Genomic DNA, 26,059 nt, shown 5'->3' with positions numbered 1-26,059 from the left:
TCTCGCGCGGTTTGCCAAGCGTCTTGCGTTCGGGAAACACGGCCATCAGCCCGGGGCGACAGCCGCCGGCCGGGGCCGGCTCGCAACCACCAGGACCACGGCCAGCACGACGAAGCCGACGGCCACAAAGCCCGTACTGTGCAGCAGTTCGCGGGCAAACAGCGCCCCTCCGACCGCGGAGCCAATGGCCTGGCCGATGTAGAGGACGGAGGTATTGAGCGCGACTGTTGCCGGCGCGAGCGGCGGTGCTGCCGCGACCAGCCGCACCTGCTGCATCGAATTGGTCGAGGCAAAGCCCAGCCCCCACATGGCCACCGCAATCGCCATTAATACGAGTGTGCCCGCGCTGAGCGCCCAACCGGTAATGCCCGCCAATAACAGGCTCGTGAACAACAAAGAGGTCTGGTACGGGCCCCATGTGTCGACGATACGGGTTGCGACGGCAACGCCGAGGAAGCCGCAAACACCATAGATCGCGAACACCATTCCGATCGCGTCCGGGCTTGCGTCGGTCATCTTGTTGAGCAGCGGGCCCATGAAGGTGAACACCACGAACTGGCCGGACATCTGCAGCATCGTGATCGCGAGCAGCAGCAGGATCGTCTTGTTGCGGCCGACCTCGCTCCAGGTCCTCAGATCGACCGGCGTGCCCTTCAATCCGGCCGGCAGGCGCACCAGCAGCAACAGGAAGCTGATGCAACCGAGCGCGCCGATCCCGCCATAGGCGGCGCGCCAACCGTAGCGACTGGCGATGAAGGTGATCAGCGGGAGGCCGACCGCGGCCGCCAGCGACCAGCCAAGGAAGATATAGGCGATCGTGCTGCCGCGGCGCTCCGGCGGCACGATCAGCGCGGCGGTGCCCGCCGCCTGCGGCGTGTACAGCGCGCCGACAGCGAGCATCACCAGCCGGATGACGAGGAGGCTTGCATAGCCGGGCGCAAAGGCCGACGCGAGATTGCCTGATGCAAGCACTGCCAGCGTGGCCGTGAGCAGGATCCGCCGCTCGATGCGGCTGGTCAGCCACGCCGTCAGCGGCGAGCCGATGCACAGCGTGATCGCGCCGAAGGTGATGAGCAGCCCGGCTGCATTGATGCTGATCCCGAGCCCCGCCGACACCTCCGGCAGCATTCCCGCCGGCGCCAGCACTGAGCAGCCTGTGACGAGATTGCCAAGCATCAGGGCGGTTGCGGTAAAGCGGCCGGCGCGCGGATTTTCCATGCAATTGCATGTAGAGCAGGCCCGCCGCCAGTTAAAGGGCGCGACACGAAATAGTTGGAGGATTGGCCGCGCTTTGCGCGCCACTTTCTTGGAAATGCCGGATTGCGCAGGCCGAATCGCCTGATATATCGCTCGTTCCCGCTTACCTGCGCTCGTTCGCAGGAGTGAGCCTCAGGAGAAAAGCAATGTCCGACCAGCCCAAATCCGAATCCGGCTTCCAATATTCCCTCAGCAATCTGAAGCCCGTGACCCCCGCCGCCAAAGTCACCCTCACCTTCCCCGACGGCGCCCAGCGCCAATATGACCAGAACATCACCGGTCTCGAGATCGCCAAGGGCATCTCGCCCTCGCTCGCCAAGCGCACCGTGGCGATGATGCTCGACGGCGTGCTCACCGATCTCAACGATCCCATCGAGGCCGACGCCAAGCTCAGGCTGATCTCGCGCGACGAGCCGGAGGCGCTGGAGCTGATCCGCCACGACTGCGCGCACGTGCTGGCGGAAGCCGTGCAGACGCTGTGGCCGGGCACGCAGGTCACCATCGGCCCCGTGATCGAGAATGGTTTCTATTACGACTTCTTCCGCAACGAGCCGTTCACGCCGGAAGATTTCGCCGCCATCGAGAAAAAGATGCGCGAGATCATCGCGCGCGACAAACCGTTCACCAAGGAAGTCTGGGACCGGGAAAAGACAAAACAGGTGTTCCGCGACAAGGGCGAGGCCTTCAAGGTCGAGCTGGTCGACGCCATTCCCGGCAACGAGCCGATCAAGATCTACTACCAGGGCGACTGGTTCGATCTGTGCCGCGGTCCGCACATGACCTCGACCGGCAAGGTCGGAGGCGCCTTCAAGCTGATGAAGGTGGCCGGTGCCTATTGGCGCGGAGACAGCAACAACCCGATGCTGACCCGCATCTACGGCACCGCCTTCGCCAAGCAGGAGGACCTCGACGCTTACCTCAAGCAGATCGAGGAAGCCGAGAAGCGCGACCATCGCAAGCTCGGACGCGAGCTCGACCTCTTCCACTTCCAGGAGGAAGGTCCTGGAGTCGTGTTCTGGCACCCGAAGGGCTGGACCATCTTCCAGCAGCTGATCGCCTATATGCGGCGACGCCTGACCGGCGATTACAGCGAGGTCAACGCGCCACAGATCCTCGACAAGTCCCTCTGGGAGACCTCGGGCCATTGGGGCTGGTATCGCGAAAACATGTTCGCAGCGCAGTCGGCCGGCGACGAAGCCGAGGACAAGCGCTGGTTTGCGCTCAAGCCAATGAACTGCCCCGGCCACGTGCAGATCTTCAAGCACGGCCTGAAGAGCTACCGCGACCTGCCCTTGCGTCTCGCCGAGTTCGGCGTTGTGCATCGCTACGAGCCGTCCGGTGCCATGCACGGCCTGATGCGCGTGCGCGGCTTCACCCAGGACGACGCGCATATCTTCTGCACCGAGGACCAGCTCGCGGACGAGTGCCTGAAGATCAACGAACTGATCCTGTCGACCTATTCGGATTTCGGCTTCACCGGCGAACTCACGGTCAAGCTCTCGACCCGGCCGGAGAAGCGCGTCGGCACCGATGCGATGTGGGATCACGCCGAGCGCGTGATGGCCACGGTGCTGCGCGAGATCCAGGCGCAGAACAATCACATCAAGACCGAGATCAATCCAGGCGAAGGCGCCTTCTACGGGCCGAAGTTCGAGTACGTGCTGCGCGACGCCATCGGCCGCGACTGGCAATGCGGCACCACGCAGGTCGACTTCAACCTGCCGGAGCGGTTCGGTGCGTTCTACATCGACCATGACGGCGGCAAGAAGCCGCCTGTCATGGTGCATCGCGCGATCTGCGGCTCGATGGAGCGCTATATCGGCATCCTGATCGAGCACTATGCCGGCAACTTCCCGCTCTGGCTCGCGCCGGTGCAGGCGGTGGTCACCACCATCACCTCGGAAGGCGACGAATACGCCAAGGTGGTGCTGGAGCAGGCGCGGCGCGCAGGGCTTCGGGTCGAGATCGACCTGCGCAACGAAAAGATCAACTACAAGGTCCGCGAGCACTCGCTGGCCAAGATCCCTGCGCTGCTCGTGGTCGGCAGGAAGGAGGCCGAGACGCATTCGGTCTCCGTTCGCCGGCTGGGTAGCGACGGGCAAAAGGTGATGACGACCGAGGAGGCCATCGCCGCCCTGGTCGACGAGGCGACCCCGCCTGACGTCCGGCGCGCGCGCGGCGCGGTCTGATCGCTGAAATCGCTCTAAACTCGCTTTCGGTTGCGGGCGTGCATGCTTATCTCGGCATGGCACGCCCGTCGCCCATCTGAAGAGGCCATCGCAATGCCCGACGCCATCGAACTCCTGAAAACCCGTCGCTCGGTCAAGCCGCGCGAGATGACCGGACCCGGCCCCTCGCCGGCCGAGCTCGAAACCATTCTCACCATCGGCGCGCGCGTGCCCGACCACGGCAAGCTCGCGCCCTGGCGGTTCATCATTTTCGAGGGCGACGCACGCCAACGCGCGGGCGAGGTGATCGCGAAGGTCTTTGCCCGCAAGAATCCCGGCGCGCCTGCGGCCGATATCGAGACCGAGCGCAAGCGCCTATCCGATGCGCCGCTGGTGATCGGGATCGTCTCCTTCACCAAGCCCCATCCGAAGGTGCCGGCCTGGGAGCAGGAGATGTCGGCCGCCGCCAGCGCCATGAACATCGTGACGGCCGCAACCGCTCTCGGCTACGGTGCCTGCTGGCTGAGCGGCTGGTTCTCCTTCGACCGCGACGTGCTTGAAGGCCTTGGCCTCAAGGCCGACGAAAAGCTCGCGGGCTTCGTTCATATCGGCAAGCCGACCAGGCCGAGCGAGGATCGACCGCGACCGGTCCTTTCCGAAATCGTGACGCGCTTTTAATCGAAGTCTTGTTGACGCTTCTGATGTCTTGCGGCTTTGTTCCCGTGCAGGGAGGAAGCCCGGATGAAGCGTCGTGAATTTCTGGTCGGGGCCGCGATGCTGGCGGGCACGATGACGCGGAGCCGCGCGTCCGACATACCCGCCCCTTCCGCCGACGGGCTGAGGCGCCTCACCTCGTTCTTCGAGAACGAGGTCACCACCGGCCGCTTGCCGGGAGCCATCGTCCTGATCCATCAGCATGGCAAGCCTGTCTATTTCAAGCTGTTCGGCGTGCGCGATGTCCGGACGCGGCTGTCGATGACGCCTGACACGATCTTCGCGATCCATTCCATGAGCAAGCCGATCACCAGCCTGGCTGCGATGATGCTGATCGACGAGGGCAAGCTCGCGCTGACCGATCCCGTTTCGAAATACATTCCCGTCTTCGCCGGCACGAAGGTCGGAATGGAGATCACCAAGCCCGACGGCTCGCTGGCGCTCGACCTGGTGCCGCCGCTCCATCCGGTGACGATCAGGGATTTGATGCGGCACACCTCGGGCATCAGCTACGACTATATCGGCGGCAAATGGGTCGAGCTCGCCTACAAGGCGGCCAACATTTTTCAGGGCCATTTCGACAACAGGGAGTTCGCCGAGCGAATCGCCCGGCTGCCGCTGGCGCGGCAGCCGGGCACGCTGTGGCGCTACGGCCATTCCACCGACGTGCTCGGCAGCGTCATCGAGATCATCACGGGGCAGCCGCTGTACGACGCGTTGAAACAACGCATCTTCGATCCGCTCGGCATGACCAGCACCAAGTTCGTGCTGTCGACGCCTGACGAATTCGAGCGGATGGCGCGGCCGCTGCCGACCGACCAGATCCTGCTCGATGCCGAGCGCGAGCGTCTCGAACATCCGGAATGGCAATCGGGTGGTGGCGGCCTGCTCTCGACCATCATCGACTATCAGCGCTTTTCGCAGATGCTGCTCAACGGCGGAGAACTCGAGGGCAAGCGCTATCTCTCGCCGGCCGCCTTCAAGGACATGACGACGGACCAGATCGGGCCAGACTCCGGCGTCGATCGCGACTATTTCTATTTCCCTGGCGACGGTTTCGGTTATGGCTATGGCCTTGCGGTGCGCACCGATCCCGGCAACGCCAAACCGCCGCCGCCGGGCTCGCTCGGCGAATTGAAGTGGGACTCGGGCAGCGGCACCTATTTCGGCGTCGATCCCAAGCTCGATATGGTCTACGTCCTGATGCAGCAGACCCAGAACGAGCGCGGCCGCATCACGCCGGCGTTCAAGGCGCTGGTCTACGACTGCTACCCGGAAGAGCTACGCCGCCCGTGAGGAACGCTCGCCGAAATCGGCGAGAAGTCTTGCGATCTCGGCGGCGGGCCTCGCGGCGCTGAACAGGAAGCCCTGCACTTCGTTGCAGCCTTCCGCGCGCAGCCAGTCGAGCTGATCCTCGGTCTCGACCCCCTCTGCAGTCGTGGTGATGTTGAGGCTGCGGCCAAGGCCCGAAATCGCACGCACGATCGCGCCGCAATCGGGCCGCCGCGCCAGATCCTTCACGAAGGAGCGGTCGATCTTGATCTTGTCGAACGGGAAACTGCGGAGATAGCTGAGACTGGAATAGCCGGTGCCGAAATCATCCATTGAGATGGACACGCCGAGGTCGCGCAATCGATGCAGGATCGCGAGATTGGCATCCGTCTCCGCGAGGAAGACCGACTCGGTGATCTCGAGCTCGAGCCGCTTCGGCGAGAGGCCGGATTGCGCCAGCGCCGAGACCACGACCTGAACCAGACTGCGGCTACGGAATTGCGCCGGCGACAGATTGACCGCGACTTTGACTTCGTCAGGCCACTTCACCGCCTCGGCACAGGCTTCGCGCAGCACCCATTCGCCGAGCTGGGTGATCAGGCCGATGTCTTCCGCGACCGGAATGAATTCCGCGGGCGAGATCATTCCCTTCTCGGGATGAGGCCAGCGCAACAGCGACTCGAAGCCGGAGATGCGATCGGATGCGATCGCCACCAGCGGCTGATAGTGCAGTTCGAACTCGCCATTGGCAAAGGCGCGACGGAGATCCAGCTCCATATCGCGGCGCTTTTGCGCCTGCAGATCCATCTCGCGCTCGAAGAAATGGTGCATGCCGCCGCCGTCGGACTTTGCCCGGTACAGTGCCATATCGGCGTTGCGCATCAACTCCTCTGACGTGATGCCGTCGCCCGGCGACAGCGCGATCCCGATGCTGGCGCCGATCACCATCTCCTGGCCGTCGATCTCGTAAGGCGCCTTCAGCATGTCGATCAGCAGCGTCGCGCAGGCGCTCGCCTCGTTCGGCGAGACGTCGGATGCGAGGATTACCGCAAACTCGTCACCGCCAAGGCGGGCAGCGAGATTGGCGCCCCGGACCGCAGTGGTCAGACGCTGGGCGACTCCCTTGAGCAGGCGATCGCCCGCCGGATGTCCGAAGGAGTCGTTGATGGTCTTGAACAGGTCGAGGTCGATATAGAGCACACCGACGCGTTTTCCGCCGGCCTGGTCGAGCGCTTGCTTGAGGCGGTCCTGGAAGTGTTCGCGGTTCGGCAGGTCGGTGAGCCCGTCGTGATGCGCCATGTAGGCGATCCGCGCCTCGGCCTTACGCCGCTCGGTGATGTCGGCGACCGCAACCAGATAGCCGTCGCGATCGTTGAAGGTGATGCGGCGGCCGAAGGTGAGCACCTCGATCTCGCTGCCGTCGGCGCGCAGGTGCCGCCAGTTGCGCGAGGAGTGGTAGGTTTCACCGACGCGATCGAGCGCCTCGTCGTGGCTGTCCCACTCGTCCTCGGGCCAGATCTCGTGAAGCTTCATGCGCAGGAAGGCGGCACGGCTGTAGCCGTAATGTTGGACGGCGGCGTCGTTGACGCTCACAAACTCTTTGGTCTCGGCGTCGAACACCCACATCGGCATCGGGTTGCTGTCGAACAGCAGGCGGAACGAGGCGTCGCGCCGCTTCATCGCGGTGACATCGGAGATGGTCAGCGAAATGACGTCGGCGAACGCCGTCGCGCTCATGCGCAGATAGCGGCGATCGGTCTCTATCTCGAGCTGCTCGCCGCGGCCGCCCGACACCGCTTTCAGCAGGAACTCCCTGACGTCGGTCCTGGCGAGCAACGTAGTGCCCTGGCCGATCTGACGCCACAACAGGCCACCGCTTGCAACATTCAGCAGCAGCTCGGCGCTCTTGTTGTGATGCACGACTTGGAAATCGGACGGATGACCACTCGCATCGCGCAGCGTCGCCAGTGAGACCACCGCGTCTTCGGTCGCAGAGAAGATCGCATCGAGAAGATTGTATTGGGTGCCGCGCTCATTGACGTAGACGCCGACCAGCGTGGCGCCCCAGCGTGAGGCGGTCGGCAGCGCCAGCAAATCGTAGGTCCGGACCATGCCATCGCGCACGCAATGGGCGCTGGCCTGGTACGGCCGTCCATTCTCGAGCGCACTCGCCGCTGCTTCCGACAGCGCGGTGGCGCAATCGGGCGGCAATTCCGTCAGCGGAATGTCCCAGCGTTCCTCGCCGAGCCATTTTTGCACGTAGCGTCCGCTCCGCGACAGCTCGAGCGTGCCGTCGTCCTTGAGTAACGCGATGTGGTCGGCGAGCCGTCCCAGGCTCCCGAGCATGACATCTTCATAGCGCGGCAGCCGGTCGCCCGGCTTCAACGCGGCATGCCATTTGCGCTGAAGCACCCGGATGTCGTCAAACATTTCGGTGACCGGTTTGCCCGGCATCTTCTTCGCGGCACTCATTGCAGTCCCCAACGCACTATCCCGCTGCATCCAAAGACCGGCCCGCTTAATGGCATGTAAAAAGCACGCAGGCGCGGGTTCCGTGCGGTGATTATGACAGTTTTAAATCCGGCGATGGTTAGTGCGTCTTAGAGACTATGACAGTGGGTTGAATGCGCTGCCCTCGTGTCCCGGACGCGCTGCAGCGCGCGAGCGTTGCTGCGCAGCGTCCAAGGCACGAGAGCGGAGTTTCGGCGCACAACTTTTTCCACACCATCATTGCGAGCGCAGCGAAGCAATCCAGAATCCCTCCGCGGATACATTTCTGGATTGCTTCGCTGCGCTCGCAATGACGAAGTATGCGGCAATGATTCCGCTCCCTTCAATTCGCATCTTTATCGTAGAAACGCCTTCGCATCCTCGCGGCATCTCGCCCGAGCTTTGCGACACATGCGCCGTTGAATTTCGGCAAAGTGGAATATTTTTGACGAAGCGAATTGCCCCGGCCAGCGTGTTTTGCCGGCCGGGCAACGCAAGGGATTGTAGGTGCATCGCTGGCCGCGATTAGTCTTCGCTGGACGCCGTGAAGCGGTTGCGCAGGTATGCCTGCGACAGCAGGAAAAACAGCGCGCGCTCGCCGTGATATTTGGCTGAGGGCCGCGTGCGCTCGAATCCACCGGCAAAGATCTTGCCGGACTGGTCGCAGACCTGCCACCGCCAACCGAACCGTTTGCGCCTGGTGAGGATCACTTCGAACATGCCGACGCGCTAGGTCCCCTGCTCCTTGCCGGTCTCGCAGACCAACAAGGCTGCGCCGGCGTCCCCCATTGGACAGATGCCCGACATATAACCCAGCAGGATGGAAAGCGAATGAAATTGATTATCGGAATTACGTATCTTGCACCGGCAATTGAGGTCCGAACAAGCCGCTAGCCGCTGGCACCGGTGTTTCCGTAGCCGGCGCGCAGTCTAGTAGCGCTCGCAAAGGTCTCCGAAACCGAAACGCAAGACACGAATGGAGGGTAAGCAAACGCTCACCGGACTCCACCGGCGCCTGGCTTTCGTGCACTGGATGAGAAGCGCAGTACGATCTTCACGGGAAGGCTCTCTTCCCGGCCGGTGCTGAACTCGCAACGACGATGTTGACGCAGTGGCGCTGGCTCTCGCGCGGCGTCAGTGCGCGACGACTTCGACTTCGCCATCGACACCGTTGACGACGTTGAAGCCGCGCTCGTAGACCTTGCCCTCGTTCTTGGCGATGGCGCGGTATTCGCCTTCTGAGAGCACGACGCGCGGGAAAGCGCCGATCGATTCCTTGATGACGTCGCCGCCGGGCGTCAGCACCGACCAGGCGGTGTTGGCGAGCGCCTCGCCGCCCTTGTCACTGACGAGCTTGAGCGTGATCACGGCGGCGCGGTGGGTGATGGTGACGTCGGTGAGCTTGCCGGCCTGGACGCGGATGTCCGAGCGCACCACCGAGTTGGCGTCGCCGTAGTTGGAGATGATGTAGTAGGTGCCCTCCGGCAGCAGCACGACGTCGCCGGCGGCGACGTTCGGCACCAGCGACGCGCGCTCGCCGGATTCGAACTGGCTGCCCTTGTAGATCGCGAACGAGATCTGGTTCTGAGGAATGCGGCTGGTGCCGACGCGGCCCTCGATGCGCAGGCCGCCGGCCGGCAGCACGAAGGATTCGCGGTCGGTCTCGGCCTTCAGGCTGACGGTGCGCACCGCACTGACGAGGCCGAAGGCGACGTGCACGACGTAATTGCCCGGCGGCAACACGATGTTGGGCGTGGCGCTGCGATCCTCGCGGATCAGCTTGAAGGTGCCGTTCTCGTCGGGCCGGTCGGCAAACACCCGCCACACCAGGCCGCTGGTGATCGCAGGCGTGTCCTTGCCGTATTTCGCCATCAACGACAGCACGGCCTGCCCGGGCGCGGCCGCATTGAGCGGCGCGGCCGACGGGACGCCGGTCACCGCGGGCGGCATGCTGGGCGTATTGGGCTGGGTCAGGGTCGGCGGCAGGCTGGCAGGGCCGGCGCCTGAACCGGAGGGCGGCGCCAGGCTGACCGCGCCACCGGGATCGGGCACCGAAGCCGGGGGTACCGGCGGCGGACGATCGGAGAAAAGCTGCGCCTGCGCAGTGGTCTGGCCCAGGAGAACGACCCATGCGGACAGGACCAGCGCCGGCAGCAGCTTCCCGCCGCGCCGCCATCGAATGATGCCGTCACCCCCTCGAGTCATGCCACCTGCTTTTCACCGAAAACGCGGCAAATTCAAGCCTCTGAAATCCCCGGGGAATACGGTTCTCTGGAACCGGGTTGACGCCTGCGTGATTACATTAGAGGCAAGCGGCCCTTGCCACACTCCTGCCCCCTGCGTCCCGAACGCTGTAAACCAAGCTTTGCCATCGTTCTGGTGAAGCGGAAGCGCGGTGCCTACTCTGGAGTGAGGACGGCCCGGAGTAGGAGAGTTTCGGTGCTGGATATGTTGAGAGGTCGGGGCGTGAAGAGCGTAAACAGCGAGAAGGTCGGTCTTGGCAGTATCCGCCGGCCCGTCCTGGGCCTCGCCCTCGGAGGCGGCGCGGCGCGCGGCTTTGCCCATATCGGTATCATGAGAACGCTGCTGGCCAACGGCATCGTGCCCGACGTCGTGGTCGGCACCTCGATCGGGGCTGCGGTCGGCGGCGCCTATGCGGCCGGACGGCTTGATGCGCTGGAAGACTGGGCCCGCAGCCTGCAGGGCGTGCGCAACATCCTCGGCTATCTCGACATTCGTCTCAACGGCTCCGGCCTGATCGGCGGCGCGAAGCTCGCAAGCCGGCTGGAGGAATCGATCGGCCAGACCATGATCGAGGATCTCCCGATGAAATATGCCTCGGTCGCGACCGAAATCCGGACCGGCCATGAGATCTGGCTGACGCACGGCCGCCTGGTCGAGGCGATGCGCGCCTCCTATGCCCTGCCCGGCATCTTCGCGCCTGTGATGATCGGTGACCGCTGGCTGGTCGACGGCGCGCTGGTGAACCCGGTGCCGGTTTCGGCCGCGCGGGCGCTCGGCGCCGAAATCGTCATCGCGGTCAATCTATCCACCGACATCTTCACGCATTCCACGACGATCTATTCACACGGCGCCATGCGCACCCCGGTCGCAGCCCCGGTCGCCGAGGAAACCCCGGCCAAGCGGCGTTTTCCGCGCATCTTCTCGCCGGAGAAAACCGTCAAGCGCGAGTTCTTCGGGACCGCCGGCCGGCCCGGCATTTCCTCGGTGATGGTGGATGCGTTCAACATCATGCAGGACCGCATCACCCGCGCGCGGCTCGCCGGCGATCCGCCGGACCTCCTGATCACGCCTCGGGTCGGCCAGTTCGGCTGGTTCGATTTCCACCGCGCCGACGAATTGATCGCGCACGGCACTCGCGCCGCCGAACGCGTGCTGGAACAGATCCAGGAGACCATCGACGTGCTGGCGCCGGCGCCCGAAGGCGCCGTGCCGAAAGCAGTCGAATAAGATTGGCTCAGGCCGTCTTGATGTAGTCGCGCAGGGCTTCCTGCTCGGACTCGTATTCGCGCACCCGCCATTTGACGATGTCGCCGATCGAAATGAGGCCGACCACTCTGCCGTTCTCGACGACGGGCAGATGGCGGAACTTGCCTGTTGTCATCATCTCCATCAGTTCGGCGACCGTGTCGGTCTCCTTGCAACTCACGACCTTGCGGGTCATGACCTGAGAGACCGGCTCGTCCAGCACGCCGGCCCCGCGCTCGCCGAGCACGCGCACGATGTCGCGTTCGGACAGGATACCCTCGAGCCGGCTCTGGTTCATCACCAGCACCGCGCCGATCTTCTTCTCGGCGAGCAGCTTGACCGCGGCGGCGAGCTTGGCGTCGGGCTCGACGCTCATGATCTGGTGGCCCTTGGTATTGAGAATCGAACGTACCGTCATTGTCGCCTCCCTGAATCGGATCCCGTCCGCTTTGCGCGGTCCGGACTTGTTCGCGAGTCTTCAACTAACAGTTTTGGCGCCGGTTTTGCGTTCAGGCGCTTTGCGAAGCATCGCCTGTACGGGCTTGTCGCTTCGGAACATTCTGCTCGGGAATGATGGATGAATTCGGGCCGCGCCGCAAGCGCCGCTTCAAATACCGCTCGAAATGTCCTGTGATGACGCATCCGCAGCATCATCGCTTCGCACGCGCGGCACGGGATCGAACAGCGCGAACAGCACCAGGCCTGCGAAGAAGCCGCCGATATGCGCTTCCCATGCGACGCCTGCGCTGTCGCCCTCGACGCCGATCGCGCCGACACCGAAGATGATGTTGAGCACGAACCAAACGCCCAGGAAGCCGACGATCCGCTTGTCGCGAAGTGCCTGCAACAGTGGCAGTGCCGGAACCCTGGCGGCGGTATCGGCATCCGAACGGCTGAACGACAGGAAACTGCCACGCACGAAGGCGAACCGGATCGCGGCCGCCATCGCCCCCGACACCGAGGCCGAGGCACCGATCATCGGCACCACGGCATGCTCGTGGGTGACGAGATGGGCGAGCGCGCCGGCCGCCGCCGTCACCGCCAGGAACACGAAGAAGCGCAGCGCGCCGAAGCGGCGCGCCAGCGCGCTCCCGAACGGCAGCAGCCACAGCACGTTGAAGGCGAGATGGGTGAGATTGGCGTGCAACAGCGAATAGGTGACGAAGGTCCATACCTTGGCACCGGCGCCGCCCTCGAACTGCAAATTCACCAGCGAGGAATCGTAGCGCTTCGGGATGAACCCGAACACGTCGATGGTCCAGTTCTCCAGCTCCGGCGGCAGCAGCACCCGCAGATGGATCAACGCCAGCAGGATGACATAGACCGTCAGCGGCCAAGGCAAGGTCAGGATCGGCTCGCGCGGGGCCTCTTCGACGACGACCTGATGGTTCGACGGGAGTTGTGGCGGAGAATCCAAGGCGGTTTCGCTTTCAGGCGCGATCGAGGCAACAGCTTGGAGATAGTCGCCTTTGCCGGCCTTGCGCAAGTGCACAAAAGGAAAAGGCAGGGCCCTGGGAAAGCCCTGCCTGTCCGTGTCGGCCTTCCCGACGCGACGGATGAACAAGGTGTATCCCTACCCCTCCCCGCGATCAGCGACCAAACTGTTTGACGCCCGCGTACAGGCCTCGCCGAGAACCTGGAAAAACCGCGAGGCTTGCGACCGCGATCACCATAGCAGGCGCGCAGCCGATGCAAAGTGCATAGTTAATTTAACGTTAACGACGCAAAGATAGCGCACGGGGCACCGAAAACGCGCTCGCGGCATGGACGCTGCAATTCCCCTCCTGCACAACATCAAAGGGATCTCAGGTGCACTGATGCGGGACAGGTTTGTCCCACGAGGTTGCGCCGAGGGGTGAGCGTCAACAATGAAACATCCGTCGAGCCGCGCGTTCTTTGCGTATTGGGACAAGAAGCGCGGCAGCGCTCGGGCCCCTGACCGGGCCGATATCGACCCGGCCGCCGTGCGCGAACTGCTGGGCGATATCTTCGTCCTGTCCTGCGAGCCGAAAACAGGCTTTCCGTTCCGCGTCGCCGGCACCCGCGTCTGCGCGCTTGCCGGCAGCGATCTCAAGGACCAAGGTTTTGCCGCGCTGTTCGCGGAAGCAAGCCGTCGCGAGATCGAGGAGATCACCACCATCGTCGCCGACGAGACGTTGGGGGCCATCGCCGGCCTCATCGCGGAGCGCGAGGACGGCAGCAAGGCCCATCTCGAGCTGCTGCTGCTGCCCTTCAATGCCCGCCCGCACACGCCGGTGAGCGTGACAGGCGTGCTCGCGCCGTTCGACGACGAATGCGGCGCGCTCGGGCCCTTCACCGTGACGTCCTGGCGCTATCTGCACCAGCCCGAGAAATTGCTGCCGCGCGCGATCCGCAAGCTGCAAATCGCACGCGGGCTGATGGTGTATGAGGGGCTCAGGTAGAGCAGCCGTCCGCGCAAGGTGTGAAAACGGCCTCGACCATCGCCTTCTGAATCGGATGGCGATCAGACACGCCGGGCTGGGGCTTGCGATCCGTTAACGGAACCTTACCTGCTACAACACGTTTGCCAGTTTGCCGCGCGCGTATCTGCACGGCAACGCGGCTCGGCTGGAGACGATGCCGTTTCCCGGCCGCTTCCGTCGAGGGATGGTTACCCGTGATGGAGCACGCGACCAGAGTTGGTAATCGCCTGTTAGCTGCGTTACCGCCGGCCGACTTCGCTTTGCTTGCACCGCATTTGCGGACGGTACCGCTCCCGCACGACGCAGTCCTGGTTCGATCGGGCGATCGGATCGATCAACTCTACTTTCCCTGCAGCGGCGCGGTCGCGCTCATCATGGATCTGCCGAACGGACAGACGGCCGCAACCTCCGTGATCGGCAACGACGGCGCCATCGGACTCTTGACGGCGCTCGGCCCGCTCCGCTCACCCATGACCGCGGTTGTCCGCGTCGCCGGCACCGCGTTGCTAATTCCGCCCGCGAGATTTCAGGCGGCGCTCCAGCGCAGTCCCGCTATCAGAAGTTTGGTTCAGCTTCTCGCCAGGGCGATGATGACACAAGTCCAGCACGTCGCGGCCTGCAATGCGTTGCACTCCGTCGAAGCCCGCCTGGCCCGCTGGCTGCTTCACATTCACGATCGGACGGATGGCGGCGACGTTCTGCCCTTGACGCAAGAGACGTTATCGGAATTGCTCGGCGTCCGCCGCACGACGGTCACGCACGTCGTAGGCGCACTTCGAACGTCAAGGGCCCTGAAATCCAGTCGGCGCGGTCACCTCGAGATCGACAGGCAGCGACTCGAGGCCGTTGCATGCGAGTGCTACAAGGTGATGCACCGCAGGATAGATCGGATCGTTTCGCAGGATGCCTTGAAGCTCCTTCACGCCGCGCCGCCGCCGAACGATTCCATGCCCCCGGACTTCCCGTTCACCAAGGCCGAGTCGTAGACCCAAGCCTCCTTGGCGAACCACTCGTGCGTTGCCGCGCACATCCGGCAATATGTCCGCGAAAAAAACACTGCGCTGCACCTAAATCGTTCGCGATCCATCTCGATACCCGTCGAAATGACCCTTCCCGTTTCCGGGCACTTGATCATCACCATACCCATCTTGGTTCCTCCAGATTTACATCACCTCACGGCGAGGGTGGCCGCCATCGGCTGGACGGCGTCTCTTCTGGCGGAGACGCTCGTCCAGCCGCTTCACGCGGCCGATAGCTTTCAAGCAGTTCTGTGCAGAACCCGGTCGAAGCTCTTCTTGATCGGCTCGGTCGTCTCGATCGCGGCCTTTTGGGCCAGGTCCCAAAGCTCCCGGTTCTGGGCGGAAGCCGCTTCAAAGGTCTTGCGACCATGGGCGGTGGAAAGGTTCACGAGATCCGCAAATGATCTCGCATCAGCGAGCTGGGAGAGGAGATCCAGCGCGGAGGTGGTCCTGGCGTTGGATATTGCGATGACCTTGGTGCCGTATTCGGCGGCATGCTTGGCATTGGTCGAACACGCTTCGTAGAGAGCGCCGGTGATTTCCTCGGAAGTTGCCTTCATCTGCTCGAAATTTGCCTTGGCCCGCGCAGCGGCCGGCTCGGTGAGATTGCCGAAGATCGTCTGGATGTTGAAAAAGGGTACGTCGAATTGGAGCTTTGCGCTTCCGTTGGGCATTCCATTCAGCGGAGCCGAGTTCGTTTCGGCTTTCACATTGGCATCACTCACGGGCTTTCATCCTTTCAAGCGAAACTAGATAATGGATTGAAGACTCCCCGAGGCGTCCGGATGCTTGCCGCACCGGGACGCCAGTGCTCCTACTTTCACGTTGTGGGATGCCGCTGCGGATGCACCGGTCTCGATCCCTGCCTGAGCCAACTATGGCCAAAGACTGTGGACGCTTCGGTTCGCTTTCAGACTCTGTGCTTGATTTTATTCGAATCATGCGACGAGGCGGCGCATGACCGCATTCCGCCTCTTTAAAGTTGCTGCCATCGTATGCGCCAACTTGAGATCAGCACCGGCGTTCGCGCGCCGGGCGACGCCTGCAGCGGCGATGCCCGGCGCGCGCATTATCGCGGGGCGCCGCATTGCGACGGAATAAAATGCACTTGATGATACGGAGCAGCCGAGATGACCGAGCCGCATTGGCGCCACGCGCGTGCCGGAGACCTCCTCGCGATCAGCGCGATCGCAGCGCGGATTCACCCTGAACTCCCCGAGCGTCCCGAAGTGCTCTCGGAGAAGATGCGGCTTTGTCCGGACGGTTGTCGTGTGCTCGCCGCTGGCGACGAGATCGCAGGCTACGGCCTTGCACATCCCTGGATGCAGCGACACGTTCCGCCGCTCGACGGCTTCCTCATCCGATTGCCGGAGGCGGCGGACTGTCTCTATTTGCACGACATCGCCGTGCTGCCCGGCTTCCGCGGTGGCGTGGCGCGCGCGTATGTTGCAGAGATCGAGGGGGTTGCACGTGCGTCAGAGATCACGACCATTGCGCTGGTCTCGGTCTACGGCACGCGCGCCATGTGGCAGCGTTTCGGCTTCCGGCCCGCCGCAGCGGATGCGGCGCTTCGCGACAAGCTCTCGTCATATGGTGCGGGCGCGACCTACATGCTGCGCGCTATTCCGCCACGCGGTCGGCGATGAACGTGCCGTTCGGCTGATGGAAGATGATCTGGCCGACAATCGCGCCCTCCCCGCGAAACTCGACGGCAAATCCTTCCAGCTCGATGATGCGAAACCGACGACCCTGCTGAGGCTCCAGGCGATAGGCCGGCTGATAGTCCGGCTTCAGGATCAGCCGCCCCTCATCGTCCAGCGTTATCCGATGGCTGATCGAGCCGCTCCTGAAGTGCCCGACACAGCGGGCGCGGAATGCGGGATCGAGGCAGTCGCCGGCGGCGCGACGCTCGAAGACGATGTCCTTCACCATCGGCTCCAGCGGAACCGAAAGGTGCACGATCTTGCCTTCGCGGTCGGTCTGGAACGTGATCGGAAGATTGTCCGGGTGCAGCTTGTCGATGATCTCCGGCGTCACGAAGGTCTCGAAATGCCGGTGCGACAGCGGCGCCCCCATTCCGCGCCACGACCAGTGCAGCACGCCGTCCTGCTCGCGGATCGATATCACGCCGTAGGCGGGATGGACGTAGTCTCCCGCGTAGGCCGACAAGGCGTGCGCCGGCCTGGTGTCCTTGTGACGCGATTTCTCGCGCGCCTCCTTGTCGGCCGGGATGTGGGCAATGAAGTCGTCGCGCATCTTGCGAAAGCGCGCGAGCCAGTCGACCGGCTCGCGTCCGCGCAGCCGATCGATGATGTACCATGTGAGGATCGGCGGGATTTCGCTCGGGCTGCGGTTGGTCAGCACGGCAACGCCGATGCCGGCATCGGGCACCAGCGTCATGAACGAACCCCACCCGGTCCATCCGCCACCGTGCGAGATGTGGCGATCCCCGCGATAGGTGTTCGACTGAAAACCCAATCCATAATGCGCATCGCCGAACTCGGAAAATTCCGACTTGCGAATGTGGGCCAGCGGCGCATGCAGCTGCTCGACCAGTGCCGCAGGCAGCAAGCGCTCGCCGGCAAATTCGCCCTTGCCGAGATGCAGCCGCATCCAGTTGGCGAGATCAGCGACCGAGGCGTTGATGGCGCCGGCCGCTGTGGTGCGGATCGGCAACCGCAGCGCCGGCAATCGCGTGTCGACGTTGATCATGTAGGGTTTCGCCGGCTCGGATCCCGCTTCGAGCTCGTCCAGCGCGAAGCTGACGTTCATGCCGAGCCTGCTGGTCAGCCGCCCGCGGACGAAGGCGTCAAAGCTCTGCCCGCTCAATCGCTCGATCAGGAGCCCAACGGCGTTGTAGCAGAGATTGTTGTATTGCCAGGCCGCACGAATATCGCGGCTGAGTTCAAGATGGCGCATCAGCGGCAGCATCTCGGCCGGCGAGAGATCTCCCGGCAAGTGAAGCCAATCGTGCCGCGGCAGCCCCGACTGATGGCTCAACAGGTCGCGAATGGTGACGCGTTCGGCCGCCACCGGATCGGAAAGGCTAAACTCCGGCAAGTAGTCGCGGACCGGCTTGGTCCAGTCCAGCACGCCCTCGTTATGGAGCAGCGCGATCGCGGTCGCGGTGAATGATTTTGTGATCGAGCAGATCACGAAATGCGTCTGCGGCGTGACCGGCAGATCCGCTTCGATGTCGCGCTGGCCATAGCCGCGTGTGAGCACGACCTCGCCGTCCTGCACGATGGCGAGTGCGGCGCCCGGCACTTTCCAGACCGCCATCGCTTCCGCGGCGAGCCGGTCGATGTCGGGGATCAGGGACGCGAGCGAAACATCGGGACGATCGGATGACGTATGCATGACACCTGCAAACCTTGTGAGGTGTGCAGGCTACCGGCTTCAACGTCGAATGGAAACCCGATCGACGGGCCCAAAGTGCGTGCCGCCAGCCGCGGCTGTTCAGCCGCGGTGCTTCTTCTTGCCCTTCTTGCCGGAGGCGCCGGGCCATTCAGTGACCGACGGCGCATGTTTGGCGTCGCCGGATTTGTTGCCGAACTTCTTGTTCTTCTTCCCGAAGGCCGGCTTGCCGAATTTGCCGCCGTCGTAGGGCTTGACGTCAGACTTGGCGTGCGGCTTGCCCTGGTCCCTCGCCTCAGGCTTTCCGCGCGGCCTGTCGTGCTGCTTTCGCTCGTTCGCATTCCAGGGATCGTCGCTGCGGCGAACGACGCGATCGTCGTCACCTTCATCGCGCCGTGGCGCACGAGAGCGCCCCTCCGGCGACGTCTGCTCAAGCGGCGCGCCCGTCATCGCCTCGATGCGGATGCTGTCTTCCTTGTCCGGACGCTTGACCCTGAGGGCAAAGGACTCCGCGACCCTCTCGGAGATCTCGAACTCGGTGGTGGTGTCCGAAATCTTGATCGCCCCGATGTCGCGCTTGTCGATGCCGCCGCGGCGGCAGATCATCGGCAACAGCCAGCGCGCTTCCGCATTCTTGCGACGCCCGATGGCGGCCCGGAACCAGACGGTGGGCTCCGCCATGACGTGCTTTTTCCCTGATTTGACGGGAAGCCGCCGCTCAGACCGGTCATCACCGCGCGGCTTGCGATCGTCGCGCGGCTTGCGATCGTCGCGCGGCGTGCGATCGTCACGTGGCCGGCTGCTGCGCTCGCCGGGATCGATGATGTCTTCAGGCGACGGCAGCCGCGCGCGATAAAGCCGCGCCAGCGCAGCTGCAATATCCTCGGCCGACCGCTCGGCCAGCAAGGCCTTCGCCAGCTCCAGATCGTCTGATGTCGTCTCCTCGGTGAACAGCACGTCCTTCATGCGCTGATGATCGAGCTTGCGGATCTCGTCCGCCTGCGGCGCCATGCCCCAGTTCGCCTCGATGCCGGACAGGCTCAGCAGCACCTCCGCACGCCGCCGCCGTACCGGCGGCACCAGCAGGACGCTGACACCCTTCCGGCCCGCGCGCCCGGTGCGGCCCGAGCGATGCTGCATCACCTCGGGGTCATTCGGCAGGTCCGCGTGAATGACGAGGTCGAGGCTCGGCAGGTCGATGCCGCGGGCGGCAACGTCGGTCGCGACGCAAATGCGGGCGCGCCCGTCCCGGAGCGACTGGAGCGCCAGCGTCCGCTCGTTCTGGGTCAGCTCGCCGGACAATGCGACCACGGAGAAACCACGCTCCAGCAGCGCGGCCTGCAAGTGCCTGACGGCATCGCGCGTGTTGCAGAACACCAGCGCGCTCGGGGACTCGTAGAAGCGCAGCACGTTGACGACCGCATGCTCGACATCACCGGGAGCAACCCGGATGGCACGATACTCGATATCGGCGTGACCGCCCTCGTCGCCCGCGACTTCGATGCGAAACGCATCCTGCTGATATTGTTTTGCCAGCGCCACGATGCCGCGTGGAAAGGTCGCGGAGAACAGCAGCGTGCGGCGCGTCTCCGGCGTGGTCTCGAGGATGAACTCCATGTCCTCGCGAAAACCGAGATTGAGCATCTCGTCGGCCTCGTCGAGCACGACGACCTTCAATTGCGAGATGTCGAGGCGGTTGCGCCGAAGGTGATCGCACAGGCGGCCGGGCGTGCCGACGACGATGTGGGCGCCAGCGGCCAGCTCGCGCTGCTCCCGGCGCGGGTCCATGCCGCCGACGCAGGAGACGACGCGCGCGCTGGCATGAGCATAGAGCCAGGTGAGCTCGCGCTGAACCTGCAAGGCGAGCTCGCGGGTCGGCGCGACGATCAGGGCCAAAGGTGCTGCGGCCCGTTCGAACGTCTCGGCATCGCCGAGCAGGTCCCTGGCCATGGCCAAACCGTAAGCGACGGTTTTGCCGGAGCCTGTTTGCGCCGACACCAGAAGATCGCGTTCGACAGTATCTTCGCCGAGCACGGCGAGCTGAACGGGGGTCGGAGAATCGTAATTGCGCTCAGCCAGGGCACGGGCGAGCGGCGGGGTCAGGGCCGGAAAGGACACGGGATGAAAACCTTGGTTGGTCCGGGCGCGGAACGGAAAGCCGTGGGCCTGGCGCTGCCCTCGCGGCAGAAGACCCGGTCACACCCATGATGATCTTGATTTGGACGCTCTTTACGCCAGCAGCGGCGAAATCACCATGCCTTTGATGCATGGCATTGGCGACAGGGTGAACAGGCCCGGGATGCTCGGCCGGCCATTTTGGGGTGCTTTGGCCGCGGAACGGCGGATTTTGGCGGCCATGTCGCCTAAATTGGGCGCGATCACACGGACCAGGAATGCACGTATGGCCTCATCAGGCGAACGTCGGTGCGGCGACTGCACGCTTTGCTGCAAGGCGATGGCCATCGAGGCGCTCGCCAAGCCGGTGGGCAGCTGGTGCACACATTGCAAGCCCGGCCGCGGCTGCGCGATCTATGGCGATCGGCCCGCCGAATGCGAGGCGTTCGCCTGCCTCTGGCTCGCTAATGGCCTCCTCGACGAACGCTGGAAGCCGAGCCGCTCCAAGCTGGTCCTGACCACGTCCGAGGACGGCGTCGAAATCCGCTGCGACCCCGGCTTTCCCAATGCATGGCGTAGGGAGCCCTACAAAGCCGAGATCCGCGCCTGGGCCGCGGAAGGCGGGCGCAACGACATGACGGTTGTCGTGATCATCGGCCAGCGCACGATCCTTGTCACGCCGGAGCACGAATTCGATCTCGGCATCGTGGGACCGGATGAGCGCATCGTGCGCGAGCTTGAGGGCACCAAGGTGGTGGGCGCGACGGTGGTGAGGGCGAGTGAGCTTGATGCCACTTCGGAGGTCGGCGGAGCAAGATCGACCAGTTGACGGATAGGTGTCTTGCCACACCGATCATCCGATCGCAGGTTCTGCCTCACGGAAACGGATACGGATCAAACATGGCCGACAGCATATCGCTCGCCGACAAGTTAGCTACCTTCACTGATTATTGGTCGCCGCGCACGATCACGACCTTCAACGGTTGCGACGTGATGGTGGTGAAGGTGAAGGGCGAATTCACCTGGCACAAGCACGACGATACGGACGATTTCTTTCTCGTTCTCAAGGGCCAGTTGGATATCGAGCTGCGCGACCGCACTGTCACGCTCGGACCGGGCGAGCTCTATGTGGTGCCGAAGGGTGTCGAGCATCGCCCGGTGGCGCGCGAGGAGGTTCACCTCATGCTGATCGAGCCGACGGGCACGCCGAATACAGGCGACAAGGCCACGGCCGCAGCGCGCAAGCTCGCATAGAGGGCGCAGCCCTAATCCCTTGACGTCACGAGCCTGCTGAAGCTGCCGGCCAACCGCGCCCTGACCCGCACGAGAGAGTCCTTCGCGGCGCGGCTTAGGGCGCGGATGGCGCGCCAGGCTTCCGTTGCCTCCAGCCACGCCTTCATCTCGGTGAACTTGCCGTAGCACCATGCGAACGCCGGAATTCGCATCAGCTTGTCGCGGGTGAGATGGAACAGGCGCTCGACCAGCACCAGCTTGAGCAGCTCGCAGCCGACGAACGCCGCCACGCCGCTCAGGAACTGACCCGTTGCGACGAGATAGGCCGCCAGCGGCTTGATCGGCTCCAGAATGATCACCGGCACGGAAAACAGCGCGAGCGACGGATATGGCGGCAGCGATCTGATCCAGGCGCGCAGCCGCTTGAATTCGAAATGCCGGGCAATCCAGCGGGAGATTGGCATTGCCACGGCCATGAACACCGCATCCACCAGGAAGTAGATGGCCGCCAGGATGTAAGTGACCGGTTTCAGGACTTGCTTCACGGTACCTCTCCCGTGAACTGAAAGCCGGAACTCGGGCCTAAGTTTCACCCCGGCGTGAATAACTCGGGGATTTTCGACGGAACTTTTGGGGCGTTCGGCGCGGCCGGATCAGATCTCGGCATAGATTTCCAGAAGATTGCCGTCGGGGTCCCGGAAAAACAGCGTCCGATGCCCAAACGACTGGTTCGTCGGCGGCGACAACAGCGCCACGCCCTGCCGCACGAGCTCGTCGGCGCAGGCATCGACCTCGGCTGGAGAGACCTTGAAGGCCAGTTGCAGTGAGGCACTCCCCGCCGGTATCGGCGCGTCGGCCGCTGTGCGGCTTGGTCGCGCCAACGCGAGCGTGTTGCTGCCGAGCCCGTACTCGATCCAGTTCGGCGACAGCTCGCGCCGCACAGACAGAGCGAGCACGTCTTCATAGAAGCGGCGCATCGCCGCCATATCGCGCACGAAGACGACGGTGTAGTCGATGGCGCGGATGGCGCTGAAGACAGAGCGACGCTTGGGTCCGGATGGTTGTCCGTTTGTCATCGTGGCCTTTTGTTCCAATCGCCGGTTCGCGGGACCGGCCGCCCAGATCACGCTGCATCCGGGCTACAGTCCTACTCCACCAGATCCGGCCACGGCACGATGGTCGATTTCACCGTCTTCATCGCCATCGCGTCCTTCACGGCTTGCGAGACGCCCGCTTCCGTGAACGGATAGATCGTCTGCATCTTCAGCCAGGGATATTTGTCGCGGGTGCGGTAGAGCATGTCGACGCCGAGCGGGAGATCATTGCCTGTGAAACCCCACGAGCCCAGCACGTTGAGGTCCTTGGTGCAGATGCGGTGCCATGAGGTCTCGATCGAGCCGGCATCGGTGAACTGGCCCATCTCGACGTAGGTGCCGCCGTCGCGCAGCATCTCGATGCCTTCGGGGCCGGCGCTCGGATGGCCCGAGCAATCCATGACGAGGTCGGCGCCGAAGCCGCCGACGATCTCGCGGACACGTGCGATGCGCGCCTCGGGCGATTTGATCGCCTCGATGTTCACTGTCGCTTCCGCGCCGAACTCACGGGCGAGCTCGAGCCGCGGCTCTTCCGGCGCACCGACGCAGATCACGCGCCCTGCTCCCATCTCCTTTGCTGCCGCCACCGCCAGAATGCCGATCGGGCCGGAGCCCTGGATCACCACCGTGTCGGCCCAGCTGAAGCCGCCGGCGCGGGTCGCCCGATTGAAGGCACGGATGCAGGAGGTCAGCGGCTCGGACAATGCGCCGAGCCGCAGCGACATGTCGTCGGGCAGCTTGTAGATCTTGGTGCCCGGCAGCATGTCGAGATCGACATAGACATACTCGGCCCAGCCGCCCCACATGTGCGGCGGCTTGTCGAAGCCGAGATAGCGGCCGTAATAGACCGGCGTCAGGCATTTGTTGGCGGTCAGCGGATAGTGGATGCAGTAATGGCAGCGCCCGCACGGCATCAGCGGCGGGATCATCACCTTCGATCCGACCTCGAGCGGCTTGCTCATGAAGTCTTCGGTGAACTCGTTGCCGCATTCGACGATGACACCGCCGAGCTCGTGGCCGAGCGTGAACGGCCACGGCAGCGGTTTCGGCCAATGCCCCTTGAGGATATGCAGATCGGTGCCGCAGACGCCGCACGCACCGATCTTGATCAGCGCACCCTTGCGGCCGACCTTCGGCCACGGCACCGTCTTGATCACGGGCTCGGTGCCCGGTCCGGCGTGGGTGCATACGCGGATCTGGTCCATGGCAGTTTCCTCGCGGCCCGCTTGTTGTGGTTAATTGGTTGCGGGCTCGCGATCAGCCTATGACAGCCGCGCGACGTTGGAAACAGCAACGCAGATGTTGACACGCCGCGGTTGTGTCCGCAGGTTGCGTGCACCGGGGCAAAGCCTGCTTCGGGTTTTCGCGGCGTCCTGCGCCGCTCTCAGCCGGGATCATCAGATGGAGACGCGACCGGGCTCGGAACGAATCTTTGTCGCGCCTGACACCGATCCGCTGGACGGACATGTGCAATGGGCACCGGAGAAATCGCTGTGGCTGGCGGGCGGGCATGACCATGGCCGCCATCGTGCTTGCGCCGGTCTGCTTCTCCTGGTCGGCATTTACGCTCTTCCTCGCGGCCAGCGCCATCACGCTCTGCGCCGGCATTCCGTCGGCATGCATCGGAAGCTGATCCATGCGAGCTTCGACTGTCCGCTCTGGCTCGAACATCTCTTCGTCTATCTCGGCACGCTTGTCGGCATGGCCGGCCCGTTCGGCATGATCCGCCTGCACGACTTTCGCGACTGGGCGCAGCGCCAGGGCGCGTGCCACGACTATTCCCGCCATCACGCCGGCTTCTGGCGCGATGCATGGTGGCAATTGCATTGCCGCCTGGTGTTGCGCCATCCGCCGGACTTCCGGCTCGAGCCGAGGCTCGCCGGTGACCGGTTCTATGCCTTCGTCGAACGCACATGGATGTTGCAGCAATTGCCGTGGGCTCTCCTCTTCTTCGCGATCGGCGGCATGGACTGGCTGGTCTGGGGCATCTGCGTGCGCGTCAGCGTCTGCGTCACCGGACACTGGCTGGTCGGCCACTTCTCCCACACCAGAGGCGAGCAAATCTGGATCATCGATGGCGTCGCCGCCCAGGGGGCTACATTGTCCGCCTCGCCGCGCTGATCAGCATGGGCGAGAACTGGCACAACAACCATCATGCCTATCCGGGCTCGGCGAAGATGGGGCTGTTGCCGGGACAGGTCGATCCCGGCTGGTGGCTGATCCGGCGCTTGAAGCCGTCGGGCTCGTCTGGAATGTCAGGACGCCGCACAATCTGCCGGAGCGGCCCGGGCTGCGGCGGCTGACGGAGGCGACGTTCACAGGATTGGTCGAGCCGTCACAAGAGCTGATTGGACGCTAATCTCCGCGCGCCTCATAGTGGCTGGGCTCATGAGCCACAATTCCGGAAAGAGAGTCAGTTGCGTGCTCGACCTGTCTACAGACGATCTCGAATTCGCCACCCGCCGAGTGGTCGCGACACCGATGCGGTCTTCTCCTGCGTTGGACGCCCGGATCGGGCGAACGATCTACGTCAAGGATGAAACCGTTCAACACGGAGGATCGTTCAAGTTTCGGGGGGCGATTCTCGGAGCCAAAAATGCAGCGCATGGTGTGGTGGCAGCGGGAGCCGGCAACTTTCCGATTGCTGTCGGCTTGGCCGCTCGAGCGCTCGACAAACCTGTATGCCTGGTCGTCCCCCACGACGTGCCGGACTTCAAGAGAGCGCAGGTGATAGAAACAGGAGCCGAGATAGCGTTCACGGACCGCTCGGATCTCGTGGCACGCGCTCGATTGGAAGCCCAGCATCGGGGCTGGAGCAACTTGCATGCTTTCGAAAGCACAGAGATGGTCATGGGGAGTTACACTTTGGGCTCGGAGATCGCGGCCGCCATCCGAGAGAAAGGCGCAGGCAGGGATGCTATCGTCGTGGCTTGTGGCGGTGGCGGACTGGCGGCAGGTGTCACCCTTGCCTTGCGATCCCGATCGATCGACGCAGCCATCTACGTCGTCGAACCGCAAACGCACCGGCGCTATGCCAAGGCCCGCGAAGCCGGGGAGCCGATCACGATCAGTCCCTCCGGAGAGACCATCTGCGATGCGCTGCAATCGCGTCAGATCGGTGCCCTCGCATTCGACGTGCTTGAAAGATCAAACGTCCATGTGTCTGCCGTCGACGATGGTCTTGTGAGGGCGGCAAGGGGACTTCTGCGAGAGATGTATGGCATCCGTGCAGAGCCCAGCGGCGCTCTGGCGATGGGGGCGGTGCTGGGAGGTGTCGTGGGCAAAGGGCACGATCGCTTATGGGTGATTGCCTGCGGAGGCAACGTACCTTCCTCCGGCGATGAGAGTTGACGGGCTTGCATGAACGAGGCGGAGACCGCTGTGCCGGATTGCGCTACGCTCCATCC

General features: G+C 63.9%; 26 protein-coding genes. 13 read left to right on the top strand and 13 right to left on the bottom strand.

Features of this window, described 5'->3' with window-relative positions:
- Positions 1–45: 45 nt before the first annotated feature.
- Positions 46–1,218 carry an MFS transporter gene (locus ACVWZ4_RS25660; RefSeq protein ID WP_456741459.1) on the bottom strand — a complete coding sequence of 391 codons (1,173 nt, stop codon included), beginning with the start codon at positions 1,216–1,218 and terminating at the stop codon, positions 46–48.
- Positions 1,219–1,403: 185 nt separating this feature from the next.
- On the opposite strand from ACVWZ4_RS25660, the gene thrS reads away from it, so the two are divergent.
- From thrS to ACVWZ4_RS25645, 3 genes are all read left to right on the top strand, one after another.
- Positions 1,404–3,446: a threonine--tRNA ligase gene (thrS, locus tag ACVWZ4_RS25655; RefSeq protein ID WP_456735526.1), complete on the top strand. Its 2,043-nt coding sequence runs from the start codon at positions 1,404–1,406 to the stop codon at positions 3,444–3,446.
- Positions 3,447–3,539: 93 nt separating this feature from the next.
- The gene (locus ACVWZ4_RS25650) at positions 3,540–4,103 is read left to right on the top strand and encodes a nitroreductase family protein (RefSeq protein ID WP_456741458.1); all 564 of its coding nucleotides are present in this window, start codon (positions 3,540–3,542) and stop codon (positions 4,101–4,103) included.
- Positions 4,104–4,166: 63 nt separating this feature from the next.
- Entirely contained in the window at positions 4,167–5,435 is a 1,269-nt protein-coding gene (locus tag ACVWZ4_RS25645; RefSeq protein WP_456741457.1) for a serine hydrolase domain-containing protein, read from the top strand.
- On the opposite strand, the gene ACVWZ4_RS25640 is transcribed toward ACVWZ4_RS25645, so the two are convergent.
- From ACVWZ4_RS25640 to ACVWZ4_RS25630, 3 genes are all read right to left on the bottom strand, one after another.
- Positions 5,421–7,883, bottom strand: coding sequence for a putative bifunctional diguanylate cyclase/phosphodiesterase (locus ACVWZ4_RS25640; RefSeq protein ID WP_456741456.1), 2,463 nt, complete (start codon positions 7,881–7,883; stop codon positions 5,421–5,423). The genes ACVWZ4_RS25645 and ACVWZ4_RS25640 overlap by 15 nt on opposite strands.
- Positions 7,884–8,426: 543 nt before the next feature.
- The gene (locus ACVWZ4_RS25635; protein ID WP_456704268.1) at positions 8,427–8,621 is read right to left on the bottom strand and encodes a hypothetical protein; all 195 of its coding nucleotides are present in this window, start codon (positions 8,619–8,621) and stop codon (positions 8,427–8,429) included.
- A 414-nt stretch (positions 8,622–9,035) separates the two neighbouring features.
- Positions 9,036–10,106 carry a hypothetical protein gene (locus tag ACVWZ4_RS25630; RefSeq protein ID WP_456741455.1) on the bottom strand — a complete coding sequence of 357 codons (1,071 nt, stop codon included), beginning with the start codon at positions 10,104–10,106 and terminating at the stop codon, positions 9,036–9,038.
- 234 nt (positions 10,107–10,340) lie between these two features.
- On the opposite strand from ACVWZ4_RS25630, the gene ACVWZ4_RS25625 reads away from it, so the two are divergent.
- Positions 10,341–11,372, top strand: a complete 1,032-nt coding sequence (locus ACVWZ4_RS25625; protein ID WP_456735530.1) for a patatin-like phospholipase family protein — start codon at positions 10,341–10,343, stop codon at positions 11,370–11,372.
- A 7-nt stretch (positions 11,373–11,379) separates the two neighbouring features.
- Here ACVWZ4_RS25625 and ACVWZ4_RS25620 read toward each other — a convergent pair whose 3' ends face one another.
- Complete coding sequence (locus tag ACVWZ4_RS25620) at positions 11,380–11,808, bottom strand: CBS domain-containing protein (RefSeq protein WP_456704270.1); 429 nt, start codon at positions 11,806–11,808, stop codon at positions 11,380–11,382.
- 189 nt (positions 11,809–11,997) lie between these two features.
- Positions 11,998–12,807, bottom strand: coding sequence for a rhomboid family intramembrane serine protease (locus ACVWZ4_RS25615; protein ID WP_456705318.1), 810 nt, complete (start codon positions 12,805–12,807; stop codon positions 11,998–12,000).
- A 451-nt stretch (positions 12,808–13,258) separates the two neighbouring features.
- Here ACVWZ4_RS25615 and ACVWZ4_RS25610 point away from each other — a divergent pair, with 451 nt between their 5' ends.
- Both ACVWZ4_RS25610 and ACVWZ4_RS25605 read left to right on the top strand, forming a co-directional pair.
- Entirely contained in the window at positions 13,259–13,813 is a 555-nt protein-coding gene (locus ACVWZ4_RS25610; RefSeq protein WP_456735531.1) for a PAS domain-containing protein, read from the top strand.
- Positions 13,814–14,031: 218 nt separating this feature from the next.
- Positions 14,032–14,820, top strand: coding sequence for a Crp/Fnr family transcriptional regulator (locus ACVWZ4_RS25605; protein ID WP_456705319.1), 789 nt, complete (start codon positions 14,032–14,034; stop codon positions 14,818–14,820).
- 272 nt (positions 14,821–15,092) lie between these two features.
- Here ACVWZ4_RS25605 and ACVWZ4_RS25600 read toward each other — a convergent pair whose 3' ends face one another.
- A complete protein-coding gene (locus ACVWZ4_RS25600) occupies positions 15,093–15,578 on the bottom strand; it encodes a phasin (protein ID WP_456735533.1) in 486 nt (161 codons plus the stop codon).
- A 232-nt stretch (positions 15,579–15,810) separates the two neighbouring features.
- Between ACVWZ4_RS25600 and ACVWZ4_RS25595 the strand changes: the two genes are divergently transcribed.
- Entirely contained in the window at positions 15,811–15,954 is a 144-nt protein-coding gene (locus ACVWZ4_RS25595) for a hypothetical protein (RefSeq protein ID WP_456704273.1), read from the top strand.
- A 29-nt stretch (positions 15,955–15,983) separates the two neighbouring features.
- Complete coding sequence (locus ACVWZ4_RS25590) at positions 15,984–16,499, top strand: GNAT family N-acetyltransferase (RefSeq protein ID WP_456735534.1); 516 nt, start codon at positions 15,984–15,986, stop codon at positions 16,497–16,499.
- On the opposite strand, the gene ACVWZ4_RS25585 is transcribed toward ACVWZ4_RS25590, so the two are convergent.
- From ACVWZ4_RS25585 to ACVWZ4_RS25575, 3 genes are all read right to left on the bottom strand, one after another.
- Positions 16,474–18,213: a serine hydrolase gene (locus ACVWZ4_RS25585; RefSeq protein ID WP_456790379.1), complete on the bottom strand. Its 1,740-nt coding sequence runs from the start codon at positions 18,211–18,213 to the stop codon at positions 16,474–16,476. The genes ACVWZ4_RS25590 and ACVWZ4_RS25585 overlap by 26 nt on opposite strands.
- A gap of 99 nt (positions 18,214–18,312) precedes the next feature.
- Positions 18,313–20,328 carry a DEAD/DEAH box helicase gene (locus ACVWZ4_RS25580; protein WP_456735536.1) on the bottom strand — a complete coding sequence of 672 codons (2,016 nt, stop codon included), beginning with the start codon at positions 20,326–20,328 and terminating at the stop codon, positions 18,313–18,315.
- Between the two features lie 111 nt (positions 20,329–20,439).
- The gene (locus ACVWZ4_RS25575) at positions 20,440–20,673 is read right to left on the bottom strand and encodes a hypothetical protein (protein ID WP_456741454.1); all 234 of its coding nucleotides are present in this window, start codon (positions 20,671–20,673) and stop codon (positions 20,440–20,442) included.
- On the opposite strand from ACVWZ4_RS25575, the gene ACVWZ4_RS25570 reads away from it, so the two are divergent.
- A complete protein-coding gene (locus tag ACVWZ4_RS25570; RefSeq protein ID WP_456704278.1) occupies positions 20,666–21,154 on the top strand; it encodes a hypothetical protein in 489 nt (162 codons plus the stop codon). The genes ACVWZ4_RS25575 and ACVWZ4_RS25570 overlap by 8 nt on opposite strands.
- A gap of 71 nt (positions 21,155–21,225) precedes the next feature.
- Entirely contained in the window at positions 21,226–21,579 is a 354-nt protein-coding gene (locus tag ACVWZ4_RS25565) for a cupin domain-containing protein (RefSeq protein ID WP_456741453.1), read from the top strand.
- An 11-nt stretch (positions 21,580–21,590) separates the two neighbouring features.
- On the opposite strand, the gene ACVWZ4_RS25560 is transcribed toward ACVWZ4_RS25565, so the two are convergent.
- From ACVWZ4_RS25560 to ACVWZ4_RS25550, 3 genes are all read right to left on the bottom strand, one after another.
- The gene (locus ACVWZ4_RS25560; RefSeq protein ID WP_456704280.1) at positions 21,591–22,103 is read right to left on the bottom strand and encodes a hypothetical protein; all 513 of its coding nucleotides are present in this window, start codon (positions 22,101–22,103) and stop codon (positions 21,591–21,593) included.
- A gap of 108 nt (positions 22,104–22,211) precedes the next feature.
- Positions 22,212–22,634 (bottom strand): VOC family protein, encoded by a 423-nt coding sequence (locus tag ACVWZ4_RS25555; RefSeq protein WP_456742266.1) that lies wholly within the window; start codon positions 22,632–22,634, stop codon positions 22,212–22,214.
- A gap of 71 nt (positions 22,635–22,705) precedes the next feature.
- A complete protein-coding gene (locus tag ACVWZ4_RS25550; protein ID WP_456741452.1) occupies positions 22,706–23,857 on the bottom strand; it encodes a zinc-binding dehydrogenase in 1,152 nt (383 codons plus the stop codon).
- A 196-nt stretch (positions 23,858–24,053) separates the two neighbouring features.
- Here ACVWZ4_RS25550 and ACVWZ4_RS25545 point away from each other — a divergent pair, with 196 nt between their 5' ends.
- From ACVWZ4_RS25545 to ACVWZ4_RS25535, 3 genes are all read left to right on the top strand, one after another.
- A complete protein-coding gene (locus ACVWZ4_RS25545) occupies positions 24,054–24,773 on the top strand; it encodes an acyl-CoA desaturase (protein ID WP_456741451.1) in 720 nt (239 codons plus the stop codon).
- 91 nt (positions 24,774–24,864) lie between these two features.
- Entirely contained in the window at positions 24,865–25,011 is a 147-nt protein-coding gene (locus tag ACVWZ4_RS25540; RefSeq protein ID WP_456741450.1) for a hypothetical protein, read from the top strand.
- Between the two features lie 29 nt (positions 25,012–25,040).
- Positions 25,041–26,003: a pyridoxal-phosphate dependent enzyme gene (locus tag ACVWZ4_RS25535; protein ID WP_456741449.1), complete on the top strand. Its 963-nt coding sequence runs from the start codon at positions 25,041–25,043 to the stop codon at positions 26,001–26,003.
- The last annotated feature ends 56 nt before the right edge of the window (positions 26,004–26,059 follow it).

This window comes from Bradyrhizobium sp. USDA 4472, assembly GCF_054058595.1.
This window is presented reverse-complemented; position numbering and strand designations above follow the sequence as displayed.

What these genes read in the sequence shown, in the direction of transcription:
- ACVWZ4_RS25660 (WP_456741459.1), bottom strand. Translation starts at nt 1,218, where the DNA reads ATGGAAAATCCGCGCGCCGGCCGCTTTACCGCAACCGCCCTGATGCTT.
- thrS (WP_456735526.1), top strand. Translation starts at nt 1,404, where the DNA reads ATGTCCGACCAGCCCAAATCCGAATCCGGCTTCCAATATTCCCTCAGC.
- ACVWZ4_RS25650 (WP_456741458.1), top strand. Translation starts at nt 3,540, where the DNA reads ATGCCCGACGCCATCGAACTCCTGAAAACCCGTCGCTCGGTCAAGCCG.
- ACVWZ4_RS25645 (WP_456741457.1), top strand. Translation starts at nt 4,167, where the DNA reads ATGAAGCGTCGTGAATTTCTGGTCGGGGCCGCGATGCTGGCGGGCACG.
- ACVWZ4_RS25640 (WP_456741456.1), bottom strand. Translation starts at nt 7,883, where the DNA reads ATGAGTGCCGCGAAGAAGATGCCGGGCAAACCGGTCACCGAAATGTTT.
- ACVWZ4_RS25635 (WP_456704268.1), bottom strand. Translation starts at nt 8,621, where the DNA reads ATGTTCGAAGTGATCCTCACCAGGCGCAAACGGTTCGGTTGGCGGTGG.
- ACVWZ4_RS25630 (WP_456741455.1), bottom strand. Translation starts at nt 10,106, where the DNA reads ATGACTCGAGGGGGTGACGGCATCATTCGATGGCGGCGCGGCGGGAAG.
- ACVWZ4_RS25620 (WP_456704270.1), bottom strand. Translation starts at nt 11,808, where the DNA reads ATGACGGTACGTTCGATTCTCAATACCAAGGGCCACCAGATCATGAGC.
- ACVWZ4_RS25610 (WP_456735531.1), top strand. Translation starts at nt 13,259, where the DNA reads ATGAAACATCCGTCGAGCCGCGCGTTCTTTGCGTATTGGGACAAGAAG.
- ACVWZ4_RS25605 (WP_456705319.1), top strand. Translation starts at nt 14,032, where the DNA reads ATGGAGCACGCGACCAGAGTTGGTAATCGCCTGTTAGCTGCGTTACCG.
- ACVWZ4_RS25595 (WP_456704273.1), top strand. Translation starts at nt 15,811, where the DNA reads ATGACCGCATTCCGCCTCTTTAAAGTTGCTGCCATCGTATGCGCCAAC.
- ACVWZ4_RS25590 (WP_456735534.1), top strand. Translation starts at nt 15,984, where the DNA reads ATGACCGAGCCGCATTGGCGCCACGCGCGTGCCGGAGACCTCCTCGCG.
- ACVWZ4_RS25585 (WP_456790379.1), bottom strand. Translation starts at nt 18,213, where the DNA reads ATGCATACGTCATCCGATCGTCCCGATGTTTCGCTCGCGTCCCTGATC.
- ACVWZ4_RS25570 (WP_456704278.1), top strand. Translation starts at nt 20,666, where the DNA reads ATGGCCATCGAGGCGCTCGCCAAGCCGGTGGGCAGCTGGTGCACACAT.
- ACVWZ4_RS25575 (WP_456741454.1), bottom strand. Translation starts at nt 20,673, where the DNA reads ATGGCCATCGCCTTGCAGCAAAGCGTGCAGTCGCCGCACCGACGTTCG.
- ACVWZ4_RS25565 (WP_456741453.1), top strand. Translation starts at nt 21,226, where the DNA reads ATGGCCGACAGCATATCGCTCGCCGACAAGTTAGCTACCTTCACTGAT.
- ACVWZ4_RS25555 (WP_456742266.1), bottom strand. Translation starts at nt 22,634, where the DNA reads ATGACAAACGGACAACCATCCGGACCCAAGCGTCGCTCTGTCTTCAGC.
- ACVWZ4_RS25550 (WP_456741452.1), bottom strand. Translation starts at nt 23,857, where the DNA reads ATGGACCAGATCCGCGTATGCACCCACGCCGGACCGGGCACCGAGCCC.
- ACVWZ4_RS25545 (WP_456741451.1), top strand. Translation starts at nt 24,054, where the DNA reads ATGGAGACGCGACCGGGCTCGGAACGAATCTTTGTCGCGCCTGACACC.
- ACVWZ4_RS25535 (WP_456741449.1), top strand. Translation starts at nt 25,041, where the DNA reads ATGAGCCACAATTCCGGAAAGAGAGTCAGTTGCGTGCTCGACCTGTCT.